The organism is Tunturibacter gelidoferens (assembly GCF_040358255.1).
GTDB lineage: Bacteria > Acidobacteriota > Terriglobia > Terriglobales > Acidobacteriaceae > Edaphobacter > Edaphobacter gelidiferens.
Genome location: NZ_CP132938.1, coordinates 4,594,599 through 4,612,928 on the forward strand (window position 1 = coordinate 4,594,599; position 18,330 = coordinate 4,612,928).

Genomic DNA, 18,330 nt, shown 5'->3' on the forward strand with positions numbered 1-18,330 from the left:
TCTATGGAGCAGCGTACCCCCACTCTCCGCGGCGTCGCCTGGCTCTGGTTTGGAATCAGCGTCGCTGTGCTCGCCGTCGGCTTCCGACAGGCCATCTTCCTCGTCCCCACGGATGCGGCACAGGGCAACGTCGGTCGCATCTTCTACTATCACGTTCCCATTGCGATGTTGAGCCTGATCTTCCCGTACATCAACTTCGTAGCCTCGCTCTTCTACCTCTATTGGCGACGTCGAGAGCCACTCAAAGCCCTCACCGCAGATGCCCTCGCGCTTAGCACCGCGGAAGTAACTGTCGTCTACTCGAGCATCTGCCTGCTCACGGGCATGCTCTGGGGCCGCGCCACGTGGGGCATCTGGTGGACCTGGGATCCACGCCTTACCAGCATGCTGCTCCTATGGTTGCTCTATGTCAGCTACCTCATGCTGCGCCGCTTCTCCTCCACCGGCCAGACCCATACACTGGCCGCGGTCCTCTCGGTGTTTGCCGCAGTCGATGTTCCCATCGTCTACATGTCCATTCGATGGTGGCGCACCCAGCATCCTGCGCCGGTCTTCGGCGGTGGACCTGACTCGGGCGTCGATCCTTCCATGCTCCCTGCTTTTTATTGGAACCTCGCTGGCTGGACCGTTTGGGGCGTCTGTATCGTTCTCTTCCGTTTCGCCCTCGAGCGACGCCGTCAGTTTGCCGAGCAGGAAGCCGCCCTGCAGGCCATCGAAGCTTCTTTGGAGATCCCGCAATGACTTGGCGTTCTTTCTTCGATATCAGCAGCATGCCTCACCGGCACCTACTCTTCGCTTATGTGACTGTATGGGTTATTCAGGGAGGATATTTCGCATGGACTGCCTGGAACTGGGCCCATGTGCGGGGTGCACGCCGCTAAAAATCAACGAAGCCGCAGGGGGACCGCAGCTTCGTTGTCCGAGTAGGAATTGCATGTGATGCTGTAAATCGACCTTCGATGATCAGCATCGACAATATAAACACCATGTGGCATCGAGAAGTTTCTCGGAAACAGCTAAAACTTCGCTATCGCACTTCCTCTTGCAGCCCTTGGAACACCTCGATAGACTCCGAACAGTGCCCACGCCCCACCTGTCTGCCTTTCGTTTCAATATCGTCGCAGCACTTGCATTCCTCCTCAGCCTCTCTGGCTGCCGCAGGAGCAGCTTCCCCGACGTTCCAGCTGGCTATCGAGAGTATGCTTACATCAGCAACGGTGGATCGAATACAGTCACCGTGCTTGATCTCGTCTACCTTCGTCAGGATCGCACGCTACAGGTAGGCGCCAATCCAACCAACCTGGCTGTCAACCCGGCTCGAAATGAGATCTACGTCGCCAACGCTCAATCTGGCACTATCTCCGTGATCGACGCCGAGGCGAATCGTGTGGTTGCGACGATTTCAGTCCACCGCCAACCGTACTTCATCACGGTCGACCCTACCGGACACCGGGCCTATGTCGCCAACTACGGCTCGAACAGCGTGAGTATCCTTGACCTCGATCGTCGCCGCGAAGTGTCCGTCGCAGGTGCCGGCGAGCAACCCATCCAGACGCACATATCGTCCGATGGCCGCACACTGGTGATCACAAACCATGGCAGCGGCAGCGTGTCTCTCTTCGATGTAACTCCCTACGACTCCGCTAAGCCGTCGTCTGGAACGGCCATACACCTCCGTTCGACATTTTCCGGCTGTCCAGGAGCCGCAGACACTGTGATTCTGCCCGACTCCTCGAAGGCGTTCGTGGCCTGTTCCGCGGGCCATCAGGTGATGGCAGTGAGTCTTACGGCGGCGGCTGGATCGTGGGCAGCTAAACAAAATCCTTCGCTTACATCCGACCATATGCTGGCCTTGCTTGATGTTGGGAAGACGCCGGTTCATCTTGCGATGAAACCGGATGGCGGCGAGATCTTTGTTTCAAACTTTGATTCCGACAGCTTCTCGGAGATCGCTACATGGACCAATGAGGTTGGAGGAACTTACGCCATTGGAAACAGGCCAGTTCGTGGGATCGTGAGCCGCGACAACAGTATGCTTTGGGTCGCGAATACAGGTGCAGATTCCATTGGGCTTTACAGTATCGATGATGGGAAGCTGGCTGGCAGTGTCCGTACGGGTTCCGGGCCAGATGCGCTTGCATTTTCGGAGGATGAGCATCTTTTGCTGGCTGCAGATACCCATTCTGGCGACGTTGCGCTGATTCGGACCGCTGGGAAACAAGGACCCGCACTTTTTACCATTCTTCCGGCTGGAATCTCTCCCAACTCGATTGCGATTAAAGCGATTCGAGAGAAATAGTTTTTCAAGAAAAAAGTTTGGCGTGGTGGGCGACTAGATCTGTTCTTTTGCTGGGTTTTTGAGTGGTGTTTTGGAAAAAGCGCATGTTTGATCGTGGTTTTTTGATGGTGCGATCGTGGTGAAATGCGTGGTAAAGATGGTGTGCTGACAGCGTACTTTTCGCCGCCGAAAAATACGCCATGTTTTCCAACTATTTTTTTGAGGTGCTTCTAAAAGATTCCAGAAGACGCTGTCCTGCCAGACGGGCCTCCTGCGCGGAGGGCGGGCGTTCGCACGCCTTTTTAAAGCTTCGCCCGGTCCTCCCGTTGGTCGGGCTTATGCTCATGCCGACCAACGGGAGGGCCGTTGCAGATCGCTTTGCCAAGACCGGTAACCCGTCACGAAGTGACCGCCCCACGCGTAGTGGGCCCGTCCGGCAGGACAGGTTCTAAGAGTTTCACTAAGTGGGCTGGCGATTTGGCCCGATTTTTTAGGTCTTGCGGGCCAGTACGAGGGTGATGTCGTCGGGTTGCTCTTCAGCGCCGATCCAGGCGTCGAGCGCCAGCATGACCTGGCCCGAGATGACGTGCAGGGGCTGATCCCGGTAGCGTGCAACGACCTCCATCATCCGCTCTTCGCCAAACTCGCCGAAGTCGTTCTCGGGTTCGGTGACACCGTCGGAGTACGCGACCATGATGTCTCCCGGCTGCATGCGGAAACGGTCTTCTTCGTAGTGCATGCCGTCCATGAGGCCAACTACGGTGCCGCCTTTGTCGAGTCTTCGGATGTGGCCGTCACGCCCGAGGACGAGAGGCGGAAGTTGTCCTGCGTTGGAGTAGGTCATCATGGCTGTGGCTACGTCGTAGTGGGCGAGAAACAGGGTCGCGTACTTTTCCGGCTGCGTGCTGCGGTAGAGGTGTCGATTGAGGAGGGAGAGGATGCGTCCCGGCGATTGGAATAGCTCATCGCAGTCTCCCCCGCGGCCTTCCCTGCTGGCCATCAGACCGGCCACGCTGGATTCGCTGTAGACGAGCTCTTCGCTGGCGAAGCGGTAGGCCCGCACTGCGGAGTGGAGGGTTGCCATGAGCAGCGCCGCCGAGATTCCCTTCCCGCTGATGTCGCCGATCGCGATGCCTACGCCGGTCTCGCGGCGGCTCATCATGCCCGAATGTGCTTCTTCGTGGAAGACGAGAAAGTCGTAGTAGTCACCGCTGACTGAGCGTGCAGGCCGACAGACTCCGTGCAGATCGAGGGTTTCAAGTCCCTGGGAGTGCAGCGGAAAGAGGTTGGCCTGAACCTCCTGGGCGATGGAGATCTCGTTCTGCAGACGCTCCTTCTCCTTCTGTTCTTCAAGGAGGCGCTTCAAAGACCCTGACATGGTGTTGAAGGATCGACTCAATTCGGCTAGCTGGTCGTCGCTCTTGACGCCGATACGGTAGTCGAGATCCCCGTCCTCGATATGCTCCGTTGCGCTGTAGAGATCGGCTACGGAAGATGTGATGGAGCGACTGAGTCCAATGGCCATCCACAGCGCCAGGAGTTCAATGAGCGCGAAGACCACGCAGAGCAGGATGATGGCGATGCGCAGAACGCTGGTGACAATACCACCGAGCGAGGAGCCGAACAACTGGTTGTAGAGCAGAGAGGGCCGCGAGGAGACGGCGATGAGAATGTTGTCTCGCTCTCCGGAATCCCACTCGATGATGGGCTCGGTCGAGGTGAAGCTTACGCGGGCGTCAGCGAAGTTGACGGCAGGCGGCTCGGCTCCCCCGACGACCCAGGTCGATCCACCGTTGATACCATCTGCTCCGACTGCGAATCTAACCTTTTGATTCGATTTTTTAGTGGTTGCAGGAGTGGCGCCGTTGTTCTCCTGACTGATCTCGTTGGTTGCTCTTCCAGCGCGCTGGGGGAGCAGGCTGGCCTGTCCCAGGCCCTCTGAGGCCAACTTCAGGAAGGCGCTGTCAACCGGCAAGCTCGACATCAGAGTGAAGATACGTCCGTCGTTCCACTTTTTCTGATGAACGGCGACAAGGTAAAGGTCATGTCCGTCGAGAACCAATCCTGAGAATTCACCACCCGGCAGTTCCGTCGCCCAGGGAGGAAGACCGAACGGGGCTTTCCCGCGATATTTTGGGCCGAGGTCGAGCTGAGCGCCGTTCATAAAGACGCGTAGCTCCCGATGGGCCCTGATGCGGGGTATTTCGAGGCGAGCTACTTCCCCGGCCTGTTCGATGTCCTGGATCTCACTGCCAATTTGCTGCGCCGAATCCTTCGGGCGTCCGGCGACGAGCGCTGTGGTGAGGTCGGCGCGGTGGCCGCTCTCGTTTCTCATCTGAACCAGCTCAGCCTGCAGCCGGGAGTCGGTGAGGTGAATGGCGAACTGCCCTGCGGCGACGTAGGCCAGAACGGCAACCAGGGTGAGGAACAGGACCACCGGTGCAAGACCGATGAGAAGATAGGTAAGCACGAGCTTGTTGCGGAGGCTCCAGAGCAGATGCTTTCGCACCATCTGCCAGGTGAGTGGGATCGCGACACAGACGAGAGCAATTCCAACAAAAAACTGCAGGACTCCTAAAAAGGTCCCGAATCCGCCTGAGATCCAACGACGAACGAACAACACACAGAACCATAACCCAAGCCACGCCGCGGCTCCGGCAAGTCCTGTCGGTAGCCGTTCCCTCAGCAGCGTGAGGAAGCGCGGCCCGGTAGGGCTATTCGGATCTTGCATCGTTTGCCGCCTCCAGTTCCGCTCGCCGTGCCAGCTTCAGGCTGTGCCGTGTTGCCGAAAAGTGTGCTCCTGCCAGCAAGAGCAAGCCGGAGAGAAACGCCCACATCATCAACCCTACCGAAATATAGAACGGTCCGTAGACGGACTGGAAGTCCAGCCAGGGAAGAGCCCTGATATAGAGGTACTTCGCCATCTGCCACAGCAGGCCGATGACGATGGCTGTTGGCAGCACCGCTAGAGCCGGAATTTTTCTGTAGGGCAGCACCCAATAGATTAGAAAGAAGAGCAGGATGCTCGCAAGCCCGGCGCAGAGCTTGAGGAAGCCGTAAGAGACGAAGTGGAAGACAACGTTTTCTGTATGACCGAAGAAGACCCAGGCCAGGATGGTCTGCTGGCTCGCCGTGGACGCGACTGAGGCCATCGCCAGCACGCCGACGGCAAAGGCGAGTCCAAGTGATATGGCCTGATTGTGAAGATAGTTTCGATTCTGACGCACTCCCCAAACCCTGTTAAGCGCAACCTCCAAGGGGAGAAAGACACCGGTCGAGGTGATGAGCAGCATGACCAGCGAGAAGAGCTGCGTTTGTTTGTGGGGGTGGGCCAGAAGCTGCATGTTCCGCATGACGAAGTCCTGGCCGACAGGAAGCAGATTCTTCATCATGTCGCCGACGATAGCTTCCATCGAGCGCGAGTGGAAGACGCTGCGGGAGATGGTCAACAGCAGCACGATGAAGGGAAAGAGCGAAAGGATCACGTTGGCGGCGACGCTGAAGGCGTAGGTGTGGACCTCGGTGCGCGTCATATAGCGAACCAGCGCGACGATCTGCCCAGATAAGCTGTCGTCGCAAACGACGGGCGGAACGTCTTCGATCGGTTTGGGTGGCAGATCCTGGTCGGTCTTCGATTGGGGTTCGTTAGGAGAAATTGACGGCATAGGAGAGTTCGATGCAGAGTCAGGCGAACTGGGCCGCGCGACTCACTCCGATGCTAGCAGAGGGTGTCCGTTTGTGGTGGTCGCTGGTGTTGGCTTGGGATGGCTAGCCGTTTGGAGCGGCCGAGAGGCTGTAGATGCGTGCCAAAGCCCATTGAGACGACTCCGCGAGTACGGAATCTTCGACCGCGCTCCATTGCTCGAGCTGTGGAATGAACTGTGGGTCGCCACTGTTTCCCATGGCGATGGCGACGTTTCGCTGCAGTCGTTTGAGCCGGGTTCGCTCCAGGGGAGAGCCCTTGAACCAACGCTTGAACGTTGCGGGGTCCATTGCCGCGAGCCAGGACAACGACGGGTTGATCAGCTGCTTTCGTGTGAGCATGCCCTCGTTCTGGGAGACTGGAGAGCGGCGGTTCCACGGGCAGACATCCTGGCAGATATCGCAGCCGAAGACCTGGCGGCCCATTGGCTCGCGCAGCTCTTCGGCGATGACTCCCTTTTTCTCGATCGTGAGGTAGGCGATGCAGAGCGAGGCGTCCATCTGATGCGGCGCAACCAGCGCGCCGGTGGGGCAGGCGTCGATGCAACGGGTGCAGCTTCCGCAGCGGTCGGCAGCGATATCTGGTTCGAACTCGGACGACACGGGGATTGAGGTGACGATGACGCCGAGCAGAAGCCAGGAGCCGAGCTTTTGATCGAGGATGCAGGTGTTCTTGCCGACCCAGCCGATGCCGGCCTTTGCGGCCGCGGCTCGCTCCACCAGAGGGCCGGTGTCGACGTAGCAGCGAGTCTGGCAGGCAAACCGCTCGTGAAGTTGTGATTCGATCTTCTGCAGGCGGCCTAGCAGCTCGTCGTGATAGTCGGTGGGGGCGAGTTCGTCAGGACTTGTGGGGTCGGTGCGGCCACTCCAGGCATAGCGGGCGATCCATCCGGCGCCGGGTGAGGCCTCGTCGATGGAGAGTGGGGCGTTGGTGTTATAGTTCAGCGCGCAGACGATGACCGATTGCGCCCAGGGCATCGCGATTTGCACGTCGCTTCGCAGCAGAACTCCGTGGTCGTCGCGGCGCTTGAGATACTCCATCTCGCCTGCTCTGCCGGCGTCGACCCAGGCTGCAAATCGCTGCGCGTCCAGAGGCTTTGCGTCTGCTTCGGAGGTTGCGGAGACGACTGGCGCTACTCCCGCGGTATCGAAGCCGGAGCGCGCGGCTAACTCACGCAGCCATTGCTTGAGATCGGATGTCCAGGCCGCGGCGGGTTGTGCTGTCTGGGTCATCAAAAGCTTGTCATCCCGCAAAGAACCATCTTATTAATCCACGTTCAGGATAAATGGCGAAGGGAACAACTCTTTCCGTGCTCGCATAAGATGGCACGTCGAGGAATACAGATGGCATTGCACCAGACACGCCTTTGCCGGTAGACTTGTCTTAGCTGGGCACGACGTCCGAAATCTTCGGGGAGATGCCAGGTCACAATCACTATCGATGGACGTGCGCTCTTCGGCTTTCGCGCCTGCTGGTATTCGGCTGCCATCGATAGGTTAGTTACAGTTCCTCAGACTGCAATTAACGCCACGCTGACACCGGCACTTTGGCCAAGCTAAAGACGGTATTCAGGTGATTGATAAAAATGCGGAGAGGTGGCAGAGCCCGGTTGAATGCACCTGACTCGAAATCAGACATAGGCGTAAGTCTATCGGGGGTTCGAATCCCTCCCTCTCCGCCATCAACCTGGTCAAAACCACGGCTCGGTCGCTGTTTATTCGGTTTCCCGTCGCCATTTCGCAGTTAGAAAGACGGCTGCTCCGGCACCGACAAGAAGGAACGTTGAGCCAAGTATCTTGGCTATCGCTAACCCCTTATGCGGCTCGTCGTCGGGCGGAACGAGCGCGAGAACAATCGTCAGCACAGTAGTGATCAGGCCGACGGAAGCGAGTAGAACAGCGACGGACCGTCCTCCCGGAAACCGAATTCCTCCCTGCGGAAAAGGTTCGCGCTGTAGTCGGATCATCGCCAGGAATAGAAAGACAAACGGGATGAAGTAGGTGACGATCGACATGCTGACGAGCAGGTCATAAGCGCCTTGCACCGTGCTGCCGGCCTGGCTTAGCAGCGCACAGAGCATTCCCGCAAAACCATAAAAGATGATCGCAATCCATGGCGTGCCCCACCTTCTATGGACGCGTCCGAAGGCCTTCGGCAGGTATCGATCGATGCCGGCCACAAAGGGTAACCGGGAGGTCGATGAAAGGAAGGACGCAGCTCCTCCGATGCTGTTGAGTGCAACGAGGAGCACGATCACTACAACGATCCACGAAAGACCAAGGCGGCTACACATCACCTGGATGGCACTTGCGAAACCGCCGACACCACTAATTTCAGCGCTCGGCAGAGCGACGAGCATTGCGATTGTTCCTGCGATATAACTGCCGGCGAGAATTACTCCTGAAACGATGAGTGCGCGGGGAATCGTGCGCCGAGCGTTCTTGATCTCCTCGCTCATGAAGGAGCCAGTCTCGCAACCACCGAAAGCGAAGAAGATCGTCGACCAGAAGATGGCGTTTTTGAGATCGGCGTGAGGAGTCATACTCACAGCCGTGAACTTCGTGGCGGACCCAAAGCGGAAGACGCTGACACCGGCTAGCACTAGCAGGATGATGATCGGAATCCAACTGCCGAATGCGCCGACGCTGTTCAGCCATTTTCCGAATTTCAACCCACGAACGTTGAGTACCGTAATCACAGCGAGACAGCCCAGAGCAAACAAAAGGTAATAGCTGCCGGTGGCGGCAAGCTTCTGTCCGTGGGGAAAGGCGAAGAGCAAGCTACCCGCTCCGAAGTAGAGCACCGCGGGGAAGTATGGAAGATTACTCATCCAGTACGTCCACGCTGCGAGAAAGCCCGAGAAGTCGCCGAACGCGCGTTGCGTCCAGACGTAAAGTCCACCTTCCTCCAGATAGCGCGCCGAAAGTTCGAGCACGCTCGCAGCGAGAGGCACGAAGAAGAACAGACACGCGAAGATCCAGACAAGGATTGTGCTTGGCCCGGCGGCAGCGGCTGTTGCTATCCAGCGCAGACTCAGTCCGCCCGCGATGTAGAAGAGAGTCAGATCGAAGAGACCCAACTCGCGCTTCAGTAGTTGTTTCTCTCCCAGATGGCCGGGTTCAGTCATCGGGCTTCATCCAGATCGCGAAGCACCGCCATCGCAGCATTCCGCCCGTTGATCCCGATGACGCTACCGCCAGGGTGTGTGCACGCGCCGCAGAGGTAGACGCCCTTCATCGGAGTTCTCGCCGTAAGGCGCTTGCTCCACATGTAAGCAGGAAGACACTCGCCCTGAAATATATGTCCGCCGGTGAGGCCGACCTTCTGCTCGATGTCCGGCGGCCCCAGTACCTGCGCGTCGACGACAGCGTCCTTCAGATTGCTGCAAAAGCGGCCGATCGACCGCAGTGCAAGGGTCTTCGCGTCGCTGCGGTGTTCCTCCCAACTTCCAGATGCGAACTTGTACGGAACGTATTGCGCGAAGACGCTCATGGTGTGGAGACCCGCTGGAGCTACGGTTGCATCGTGCACGCTCTGAAAGTAAAGCTCGCACCAGAGTTGTTCCGGAAGGGATCCCGAACGGGCTGCGGCATAACTGGCCTTCCACTCCTCTTTCGTTAAAGGAGCATTGATCTGGCCGTAGTGGTGTGGCTGTTGAGTGCCCGGTCGAGCCGTGAAGTTCGGCAGTTCGCGAAGTAATACGTTTAGCTTGACCGTGCATCCTTCGATCGGCACCGAGTGCACCTTCGCCGCCCAGACCGGGTCCGCATCGGCGTCAAGCATGCGCAGTGTGCGGATCGGGTCTGCATTAGAGACGACAACCGGTGCAGTGATTCGCTCTCCCCCTTCGAGCAGCACGCCTTCACCGGGGAGAATTCGTGCCACGTTGACGCCCGCGGCCACGATCGCTCCGGCTTCGCGGGCGGCATCACAGAAGTAGAAGGACACCATCCCCATGCCGCCCTTCACATAACCCCACATGCCTGGCATGTCCCCAAGCCGCCCTGAAGAGTGATGGAAGCGAATGGAGGCCGTACCGGCGTCGAAAGGGCTCGCGTTGGTGCCGATCACGCCCTGCCCAAGATAGGCAGACTGCATTCGCTCATCGATAAGATAGCGCTCGACGAATTCCGCCATGGACCAATCAAAAAGAAGACCGCGCGCTTCGGCGTCATCCTTTAGAAGCTCTTCGAGTCGCTCTTGCGTGGGTGCATCGCCGACCCATAGATCGCGACGGCTCTCGTGTGGATCATCGCTAAGAATTCCGCTTGCTGGCCGAAGCGCATCTCGCAATCTGCGAACTACGTCATTCATCGCACGCCAGCCTTCGACGTCCCTTGGCGAGAAGCGGCGAACCTCTTCTTCGCATCGAGCGTCATCGTCCCAAAGCTGAATGCTGCTGCCGTCCAGAAAGGGCACAAAAAGTCCGTTGACAGCGGGCGTCCAATCGAAGCCGCGGCCTGGCAAGCCGAGTTCCTTGATCACGAGCGGATGCAGCAGTCCGGCAAGATAGGCGCAGGGCGACATTCGAACGCCGGGAAACGGCTCCTCGACAGTACAGGCACCCCCAACTCGCTCCCGGCTTTCGAGCACGAGGACGCGTTGACCTGCCCGCGCCAGGTAAGTCGCGCACGCCAACCCGTTGTGGCCTGCGCCTACAACGATCGCATCCCAGTGGCGTGCCGCGATCTCTTTGATTGGCGCTGGAAGCCCGACTTTTCCCGACACTGCTGCCGTTGCAGACATACTGGCAGTATCTACGTCAGAGTTCTAATAACAAAGGGAAAACAACCGATACGTTGACCTTGTTTCGCCAATTGCCGTTGACTGGGGGATCCGTCGATGCAAAACTACTTGTCGCGAAGATGACGCTCTTTAGGTTTGCTCAGCTCGAGCAAATGGACTGCATCCTTGTTATTTCAGAACTTGGCCGCCAACAAAATGCGCAGATCGCGCAAGTTGTTTCCAGTAGCACCGGTTACGATGCTCAAGCCAGCTTCCTGCAAAAAAGTGCCGGAGTCGAAGCGTTGCAAAGACCCCTGAGCCTGAGGCAGCAGTTTTTCGTCATCCAAAAGAGTCTCATCCACAACTGCGCCTGCGGCCGAACTATTCCCATCGATGCCATCCGTGCCCGCAGAGAGGACGACCGTGCGCGCGTCCAACGACCTCAACAAGGTCGCGGCATAGAGCGCAAAGTGCTGATTGCGTCCACCAACCCCCAATTTATCGTTCCCGTCCAGCGATATTCGGGCGGACAACTCAACCGTCACTTCACCAGAAGAGATCACGCAGACGCGTCCATGATCTCGCCTCAGGCCCCGAAGACGTTCCAGCAGATATTCGGCGGCGACACTGTAGCTCCAGTCGTCGCAGGTATTGTCGACGACCACGTAAAATCCAAGATCTCTGGCGCGTTGTTCGACGATCTCTACCAGATCCTCGGACGATAGCAGAGTCACGGCTTTTGAACGGAGTTGAGCCGATTTGGGTGTTTCGTGAAGTTGGGTTGATGAAAAAAACTGCCGCACCGAGGCCGGAAATCTGCCCATCAAACCATACCGTTCGAGAATCTCTTTGCACTGATCAACGGTTGAGCTATCGGGCAGTGTGGGGCCGGATCCCAAGGCGTCCAGATGCCTCAACGGCACATCCGAGACGAGCAGTGAGTAGCTCAGGACACCCTCGGCCTCGAGGACCAGCCGTCCTCCCTTCACCGCCGAGAAGTGCTTGCGAACACAATTTATCTCAGCAATAGAACCGCCGCTATGCACCAGTTCTCGGTGAAACTTCACCATATCTTCAAGCGTGATCCTGGAGTCAAGTGGCAATTCCATCATCGCGGAGGCGCCTCCGCTGATAAGAAACAGACAGAGCGAATCTCCCGTCGCGATAGCTTCCTTCCGTAGCGAACGCACAAGCGCCACGGCCGCTTCCGCTCCATCGATCGAGGCTTGATTGGGTGTTGGATGTCCTCCGGCAAAAAACTGAAAGCCTGGAAGAAGATCTGTTGGTCGGTCGCTGGCAATCACCACACCAGACAAATCGCATTGGCTCAGCCCTCGTAAAGAGGGCAGCAGTGCTTTGAGCATTGGAGAGGCAGCTTTACCCGCAGCCACCACGCCGATACGGCGTATACGGCTAAGGTCGACTACGTCGTCGCCAATAGTTAAGAACGTAGTATCGCCTGCCCCGGCTATGCGCTTCACCTTACGGTTAACAGCTTGCTCGATGCTGCAATCCGCAAGTGACTGCAAAAAGAGATTACAGGCAACCTCTCGTAAGCCCGACGCAGTCGTTATCATGCAGTGACACCCCAGCAATACCCGCTCTTAGACTTGGAAGCACAGCCACCGAGCGCGACTTCCGGCCAGGCAAATTACTCTCGCTATCGATCGCCACGCGCGCCTCGATTAAAAATACAGCTTCCTAAGTTAACTCTCAGACTAAAAGGAAAATGCAGCTCCGCCTGCCGAAATACCAACCCCTCCCCGCACAGTGGCGCAAGGATGGCAACGAAGGAGATACTAGTTAATAGGTCGCACCATCGTCAAAATTTCTCTTTCACCCCGCCGTCTTTCATCATTAGCTCAAGTTCACGAGGAGATCAAAATCGCATGGCAAAGCTTGGATTTCTTGGCTTAGGCATTATGGGTGGCCCAATGGCCCTTCATCTTATTGGAGCAGGCCATCAAGTCGCACTATGGTCGTTTAGCAGAGGAAAAGTTGAGGCACTCGCGGCTAAAGGTGGGATTTCGTGCGATACACCTGCCGAGGTAGCGCGGCAAAGCGACTGCATCTTCCTCTGCGTCGGCAACACGGAGATGTCGCGAAAGACGATCCTCGGCAAAGATGGACTCGCGGAGACCGCTGCCAAAGGATCCATCATTGTGGACTGTAGTACTGTCTCTCCCTCTGCAAGCCGCGCCATCGCCGCCGAACTCGCCGAGAAAGGCATCGCATTCCTGGACGCTCCCTGTACCGGATCAAAAGGCGGGGCAGAAGCAGGCACCCTCACCTTCATGGTCGGAGGGCCGAAAGACGTCTTCGAAAAGGTGCGTCCGTACTTCGAGGCTATGGGCAAGCAGTTGTACTACTGCGGGGGGGCCGGCATGGGGCTCCACGCCAAACTCTCGCAGAACATGATCCTCGGCAATCTCCTTCAGGCCTTCAACGAGAGTCTCATTCTCAGCACTAAAGCCGGAGTCGATCCTGAGATGATGCTAGACATCCTCAACAATAGCGCCGCCAAATCAGGCCTGATCTCAATCAAGGCACCCTTGGTCTTTGCCCGAAACTTCACCACGAACTTCTCCGTCAAGTGGCTGGAGAAAGATATGGAGTTGATGCTGGAGTCCGCTGCCGAACTGAACGTGCCAGCACCGCTAACGGCACTCTCGCGACAACTCTTTCGCGCGGCCATCGCAAAAGGCTACGGCGAAGAAGATATTTGCGGCTCCATTCGTGTGATGGAAGATATCGCTGGATGCACGGTCGCCAGCAACCCAAAGACGCAGCAAACCTGATTGGTCGACGATTCAAACCTTCGCCGCTCTGGAAACAAGACAAAGTCTTTGACAGAGAATATCGTTGCAGAGAGTGGTCAACTTCATGTTGCGAGGATAGGGGCACGTGCTGAACCGTAGAAATTTCCTGAAAGCCGCGGGAACAGCAACCGCGGAGACGTTACTGGGGTCAAAGATGTATGCGCTGACAGCAGCTCAGACTGGCCCTGCCGCGCCGGTTACAGCCAACGATCACGTACAGTTCGCACTGATTGGAGCCGGCATTCAGGGCCAGTCCGATACGAAGTTTGCAGTGCAGGTTCCGGGCGCGAAGTTGGTGGCCGTAGCAGACTGCTACGACGGCAGGCTCGAGCGCAGCAAGGAACTCTGGGGCACAGACATTTTTACGACGCGCGACTACAAAGAGATCCTGGCCCGCAAGGATATCGACGCCGTCATCATCGCCACGCCAGACCATTGGCACAAGCAGGCTGCCATCGACGCCATGAACGCGGGCAAGGATGTCTATTGCGAAAAACCGATGATCCATCTCTATTCCGATGGACCTGAGATCATTGAAACCGCCCGCACGACAAACCGCATCGTCCAGGTCGGAAGCCAACGCGTGAGTTCGATCATCTACTCGAAGGCCAAGGAGCTGCTGGCTTCGGGAGCCATTGGCCAACTCAATATGGTGACCGCGCGCTGGGACCGTAACTCGTCCATGGGCGCATGGAACTATACCGTGCCACTCGACGCCTCAACGGAAACCTGCGACTGGCCTCGCTTTCAGGGGACCGCTCCCAAAATTCCATTCAATGCAGAGCACTTCTTTCAGTGGCGCAAATGGAAGGCCTACAGCAGCGGCGTAGCGGGAGATCTCTTCGTTCACCTCTTTAGCGGCACCCACTTCATCACCGGATCAAATGGCCCCACGCGAGCGATGGCAACAGGCGGGCTGCGCTTCTGGAAGGACGGGCGCGACGTCCCCGACGTGATGCTGGGCCTCTTTGACTACCGTGAAGGATTCAACCTCAGTCTTCGCGTGAACTTCGTCGACGGTGGCGAGGAGAGTGAAGGGCTGATCTTCACCGGGTCGGAAGGCACCATGGAGATTGCCGGCAACACAGTCAGCATTAGCCGAGTGCCGCTCCAGAAAGAACCAGGCTACACAATCGGAACCTTTACGGATGCAATGCAAAAACGCTTCCTGGAAAGCTACCGCCAGAAGTATCCGGTCTCACATCCAACGGGAAGTCCGTCGGCCGGATATGAAAAATATGTTGCCCCCGCCGGATACAGCGACAGCTACGACCACTTCAGTAATTTCTTCTCGGCGGTCCGCACACGGAAGCCCGTTGTGGAAGATGCGGTGTTTGGTTTCCGCGCCGCCGGTGCTGCCCTACTGAGCAATCTGAGCATGGAGCGTGGTGAAGTAGTGAAGTGGGATCCCGACTCGATGAAGCTTCTATAGAGAGAGAGATTTCTGCACGCAGCACTCAAAGCCTTGTTTGTTTAATCGACCGCCATTTGAAGCGGTTGGTGCGCAACAATTGATCTCGAAGCCACTCAGCGGAAAGTCAATCTCAATCTCACGAATCCTTCGTTAAAAAATGAATACTTGAAACGTTTTTGTGGAGCACAAACTACCAGCACTCCTGGTTTGACAAGCGAGTGAAACGCAGCTTATCGTTGCCGGCGCAATCCACCCCACGCGTACCGGAGTTGCAAACGTGAAAAATACTACAAGCGAATCTTCCACTGCGAAGCTAGCCTTCGCGCGCCTCGTCGGAACACTTCTCTTAACGGTAGGTGCTCTAAGCGGCTCAGCCGTTGCTCAGAACGCAACCGAAGTCGCCTCAGACTTTGGCCCCAATGTTTACATCTTCGATCCCAGCATGTCGACAAGTCAGATTCAGGCAACGGTCGACTCCATAGCCAACCAGCAGGTTAGCAATCAGTTTGGCACGCAGCGCTACGCACTCTTATTCAAGCCAGGAGTCTACGGCAGCGCCGCCACTCCGCTCGACTTCCAGGTGGGCTATTACACGGAGGTCGCCGGCCTGGGCGCGTCGCCGGCCGACGTCACCATCAACGGCCACGTCGATGTGTACAACCAGTGCTTCGCCGCCAACAACTGCATCGCGCTCGACAACTTCTGGCGCTCCCTCTCGAACCTGACCATCAACGTCATGGGTCTATCCGGCTGTCGGTCTTCGGCCGACTTCTGGGCGGTCTCGCAGGCAGCGCCAATGCGGCGGGTAAACATCACCGGCGCGAACGTCACCCTGCAGGACTACTGCACCGCAGGCCCCCAGTATGCGAGCGGAGGCTTCATCGCCGACTCTCAGACTGGCTTTGTCATCAACGGATCGCAGCAGCAGTTTTATGTGCGGAACAGCAGCATCGGTGGATGGTCCAACGCGGTCTGGGACCAGGTCTTCACCGGCGTCGTCGGAGCGCCCGCGCAAAGCTATCCCAATCCAGCCTACACAACCCTGCCGAGCACCCCGATCAGTCGCGAAAAACCCTTCCTCTATACCGACAGCAATGGCAACTATAAGGTCTTTGTTCCTGCGCTGCAGAAAAACTCGTCTGGCGTCAGCTGGTCAGGCGCAAACACACCAGGTCAATCAAGGTCGATCAACAACTTCTTTGTCGCGACCCCTTCAACCAACGTGGAGGTGATTAATCTCGCGCTACTCCTGGGCAAGAGCCTCATCCTCACGCCGGGGGTCTATCAGCTCAAAGACTCCATCCGCGTCCTCTATCCCAACACCATTGTGCTCGGCCTCGGCTTCGCTACGCTTGTCCCGCAGACAGGCCGACCTGCCATCACGGTTACGGATGTAGATGGAGTGAGGATCGCCGGCCTAATCGTCGATGCCGGCCCGATCAACTCCGACGCGCTCGTCCAACTCGGGAGCTCGAGGCTGAGAGGCCTGGACAACTGGTTCGGATTTAACCGCTTCCGGGATCACTCCTCGAATCCATCCTCCTTGAGCGATGTCTTCTTCCGCATCGGCGGAGCCACCGCTGGAAGCGCCACCACCAGTCTCGAAATCAACAGCAACGACGTCCTGCTCGACGACATCTGGGCATGGCGCGCGGACCACGGCACCGGCGTCGGCTGGATAGTGAATACCGCGGACCATGGCCTCGTTGTCAATGGTGACAACGTCACAGCGCTCGGCCTCGCCGTAGAACACTACCAGAAGGAGCAGGTGCTGTGGAACGGCAATGGCGGCGAAACTATCTTCTATCAAAGCGAGTTGCCATATGATCCACCGAGCCAGAGCGCATGGACCGACGGATCGGCCAATGGCTACCCGTCGTACGTAGTCTCCAACTCAGCGAACACGCATCAGGCCTACGGTCTGGGCATTTACTCCTTCTTCAATCAGGGAATCAACATCATCGAAGACAACGCGATGACTGTCCCCGATACAAGCGGGATAGCGATTCACGACGTCGGCACCGTCTTTCTGAATGGCAGCGGTCAGATCACCCACGTCATCAACGGACAAGGCACAACTGCCAACAGCAGCAATGGAGGCAGTCTGAATCCTGTCGTGCTCTACCCCTAAATACAAGGCACTTCAAGAACAGACTTGTCCAATCATTCCTGGAGGGGCAGCAGACGTTATGCTGTCCCTCAATTATTTTGTTTCTGTCGATGAATCAAGACACCGTGCTCTCGAACGCAAGCAACCACAAAGCGCACTCAAGTACTCACTTCCAACTCGTCGAACCTGCGCCACTTGTAAAACCAGATCGAGACGATCCAGCTCAAAGCGAAAAGCCCAATGATGACGTACCCCAGTGTGCCGAAGTTCTCATTGAGAGTTCCAACCAAAGCCCAAAAAGTCCCATGAAAATGGAACTGATCTGCCATCAGGCCGAGGGCTTCAATTCCCCCGACCAACACCGCAACGACCACCGAGATCAGGGTGATTGTCATGTTGTAGTAGATTTTGCGAATCGGCTTTACAAAAGCCCACCCATAAGCACCAAGCATCAAGACATTATCGGTGGTGTCGATCAGCGACATACCTGCGGCAAACAGCGCGGGAAAGACCAGAACTGACCACAGCGACAATCCTCTTGCGGCCTCAGAGGCCGAGAGGCCAAGCAATCCAATCTCCGTCGCGGTGTCGAATCCAAGGCCGAACAGAATGCCGAGCGGGTACATGTGCCAACTGCGGCGGATCAACGCGAACATGGGACGAAACAGGCGAGAGAGAAATCCGCGGCTGCCCAGCAGCAGATCGAAGTCTTCCTCAACATACCGCTCCCCTCGACGAACCCGCTGGAAAGCAAGATACACCGACCGCAGAACCGCCATATTCACGATCGCGATCGCAAAGAGAAACAGTGTCGAAACGAGCGTCCCTACCACGCCGCCGATGTGTCTCGCGGCATCCAGTCGATGTTGCAGCGACAATGCTGTAGCCGAGATAGCAATCGAGCCCAGCACCACAATCGTCGAATGTCCGAGAGAGAACATGAATCCCACCGCAACCGGGCGTTTGCCCTCCTGCATCAACTTCCGCGTTACGTTGTCGATCGCTGCAATATGATCGGCATCCACCGCATGACGAAGGCCGAAGCTGTAAGCCAGGAATGCAGTACCCAGCAACACGGGATAGTGTCGAAATGCAAGAAAAGCCCACATCCAGGCAGACACATTCATCAGGAGAAGAAGAATGTAAATAGCGATGACCTTGCGCCTGGTACTGGCCGCAATATGGTCAAGCACGCCGCTAAACAGATGTTTCATTCAGTCCGTACCCAAACAATACGAATCACAGTACAACATCAGGTGAAAAGGCGTCTTATTCGTCGCT

At 57.2% G+C, this 18,330-nt stretch carries 12 protein-coding genes and 1 tRNA gene; 6 read left to right on the forward strand and 7 right to left on the reverse strand.

Annotated features, from left to right (window positions below; all coding sequences use genetic code 11):
• Nucleotides 1-3 precede the first annotated feature (3 nt).
• Together ccsA and RBB81_RS19825 are read left to right on the forward strand one after the other, a co-directional pair.
• The gene (ccsA, locus tag RBB81_RS19820) at nucleotides 4-741 is read left to right on the forward strand and encodes a cytochrome c biogenesis protein CcsA (RefSeq protein WP_179584899.1); all 738 of its coding nucleotides are present in this window, start codon (nucleotides 4-6) and stop codon (nucleotides 739-741) included.
• A 337-nt stretch (nucleotides 742-1,078) separates the two neighbouring features.
• Nucleotides 1,079-2,299: a beta-propeller fold lactonase family protein gene (locus tag RBB81_RS19825; protein WP_353071830.1), complete on the forward strand. Its 1,221-nt coding sequence runs from the start codon at nucleotides 1,079-1,081 to the stop codon at nucleotides 2,297-2,299.
• Nucleotides 2,300-2,768: 469 nt separating this feature from the next.
• Here RBB81_RS19825 and RBB81_RS19830 read toward each other — a convergent pair whose 3' ends face one another.
• The 3 genes from RBB81_RS19830 to queG all read right to left on the reverse strand — a co-directional run bounded on the left by RBB81_RS19830 (nucleotide 2,769) and on the right by queG (nucleotide 7,213).
• Nucleotides 2,769-5,009, reverse strand: coding sequence for a PP2C family protein-serine/threonine phosphatase (locus tag RBB81_RS19830; RefSeq protein ID WP_179584901.1), 2,241 nt, complete (start codon nucleotides 5,007-5,009; stop codon nucleotides 2,769-2,771).
• On the reverse strand, nucleotides 4,993-5,943 hold the full coding sequence (locus RBB81_RS19835; RefSeq protein ID WP_183787715.1) for a YihY/virulence factor BrkB family protein: 951 nt from the start codon (nucleotides 5,941-5,943) through the stop codon (nucleotides 4,993-4,995). The genes RBB81_RS19830 and RBB81_RS19835 overlap by 17 nt, the downstream gene beginning before the upstream one ends.
• Nucleotides 5,944-6,046: 103 nt before the next feature.
• Nucleotides 6,047-7,213 (reverse strand): tRNA epoxyqueuosine(34) reductase QueG, encoded by a 1,167-nt coding sequence (queG, locus tag RBB81_RS19840; RefSeq protein ID WP_183787714.1) that lies wholly within the window; start codon nucleotides 7,211-7,213, stop codon nucleotides 6,047-6,049.
• Between the two features lie 357 nt (nucleotides 7,214-7,570).
• Here queG and RBB81_RS19845 point away from each other — a divergent pair.
• Nucleotides 7,571-7,662: transfer RNA gene (locus RBB81_RS19845), tRNA-Ser, on the forward strand.
• Nucleotides 7,663-7,695: 33 nt separating this feature from the next.
• Here the strand turns inward: RBB81_RS19845 and RBB81_RS19850 are convergent.
• The 3 genes from RBB81_RS19850 to RBB81_RS19860 all read right to left on the reverse strand — a co-directional run bounded on the left by RBB81_RS19850 (nucleotide 7,696) and on the right by RBB81_RS19860 (nucleotide 12,283).
• Nucleotides 7,696-9,108, reverse strand: a complete 1,413-nt coding sequence (locus RBB81_RS19850) for an APC family permease (RefSeq protein WP_353071831.1) — start codon at nucleotides 9,106-9,108, stop codon at nucleotides 7,696-7,698.
• Complete coding sequence (locus RBB81_RS19855) at nucleotides 9,105-10,727, reverse strand: phytoene desaturase family protein (RefSeq protein ID WP_353071832.1); 1,623 nt, start codon at nucleotides 10,725-10,727, stop codon at nucleotides 9,105-9,107. Before RBB81_RS19855 ends, RBB81_RS19850 begins: the two co-directional genes overlap by 4 nt.
• A gap of 173 nt (nucleotides 10,728-10,900) precedes the next feature.
• On the reverse strand, nucleotides 10,901-12,283 hold the full coding sequence (locus RBB81_RS19860) for a glycerate kinase type-2 family protein (RefSeq protein ID WP_353071833.1): 1,383 nt from the start codon (nucleotides 12,281-12,283) through the stop codon (nucleotides 10,901-10,903).
• Between the two features lie 312 nt (nucleotides 12,284-12,595).
• Here RBB81_RS19860 and RBB81_RS19865 point away from each other — a divergent pair, with 312 nt between their 5' ends.
• The 3 genes from RBB81_RS19865 (at nucleotide 12,596) to RBB81_RS19875 (ending at nucleotide 17,070) form a co-directional block, all read left to right on the forward strand.
• Nucleotides 12,596-13,504, forward strand: coding sequence for an NAD(P)-dependent oxidoreductase (locus tag RBB81_RS19865; protein ID WP_423248032.1), 909 nt, complete (start codon nucleotides 12,596-12,598; stop codon nucleotides 13,502-13,504).
• A gap of 175 nt (nucleotides 13,505-13,679) precedes the next feature.
• Nucleotides 13,680-14,957, forward strand: a complete 1,278-nt coding sequence (locus RBB81_RS19870; protein WP_183791931.1) for a Gfo/Idh/MocA family protein — start codon at nucleotides 13,680-13,682, stop codon at nucleotides 14,955-14,957.
• Between the two features lie 259 nt (nucleotides 14,958-15,216).
• On the forward strand, nucleotides 15,217-17,070 hold the full coding sequence (locus tag RBB81_RS19875) for a hypothetical protein (protein WP_353071835.1): 1,854 nt from the start codon (nucleotides 15,217-15,219) through the stop codon (nucleotides 17,068-17,070).
• Between the two features lie 137 nt (nucleotides 17,071-17,207).
• Here RBB81_RS19875 and RBB81_RS19880 read toward each other — a convergent pair whose 3' ends face one another.
• Nucleotides 17,208-18,263, reverse strand: coding sequence for a HoxN/HupN/NixA family nickel/cobalt transporter (locus RBB81_RS19880; protein WP_353071836.1), 1,056 nt, complete (start codon nucleotides 18,261-18,263; stop codon nucleotides 17,208-17,210).
• Nucleotides 18,264-18,330: the final 67 nt, after the last annotated feature.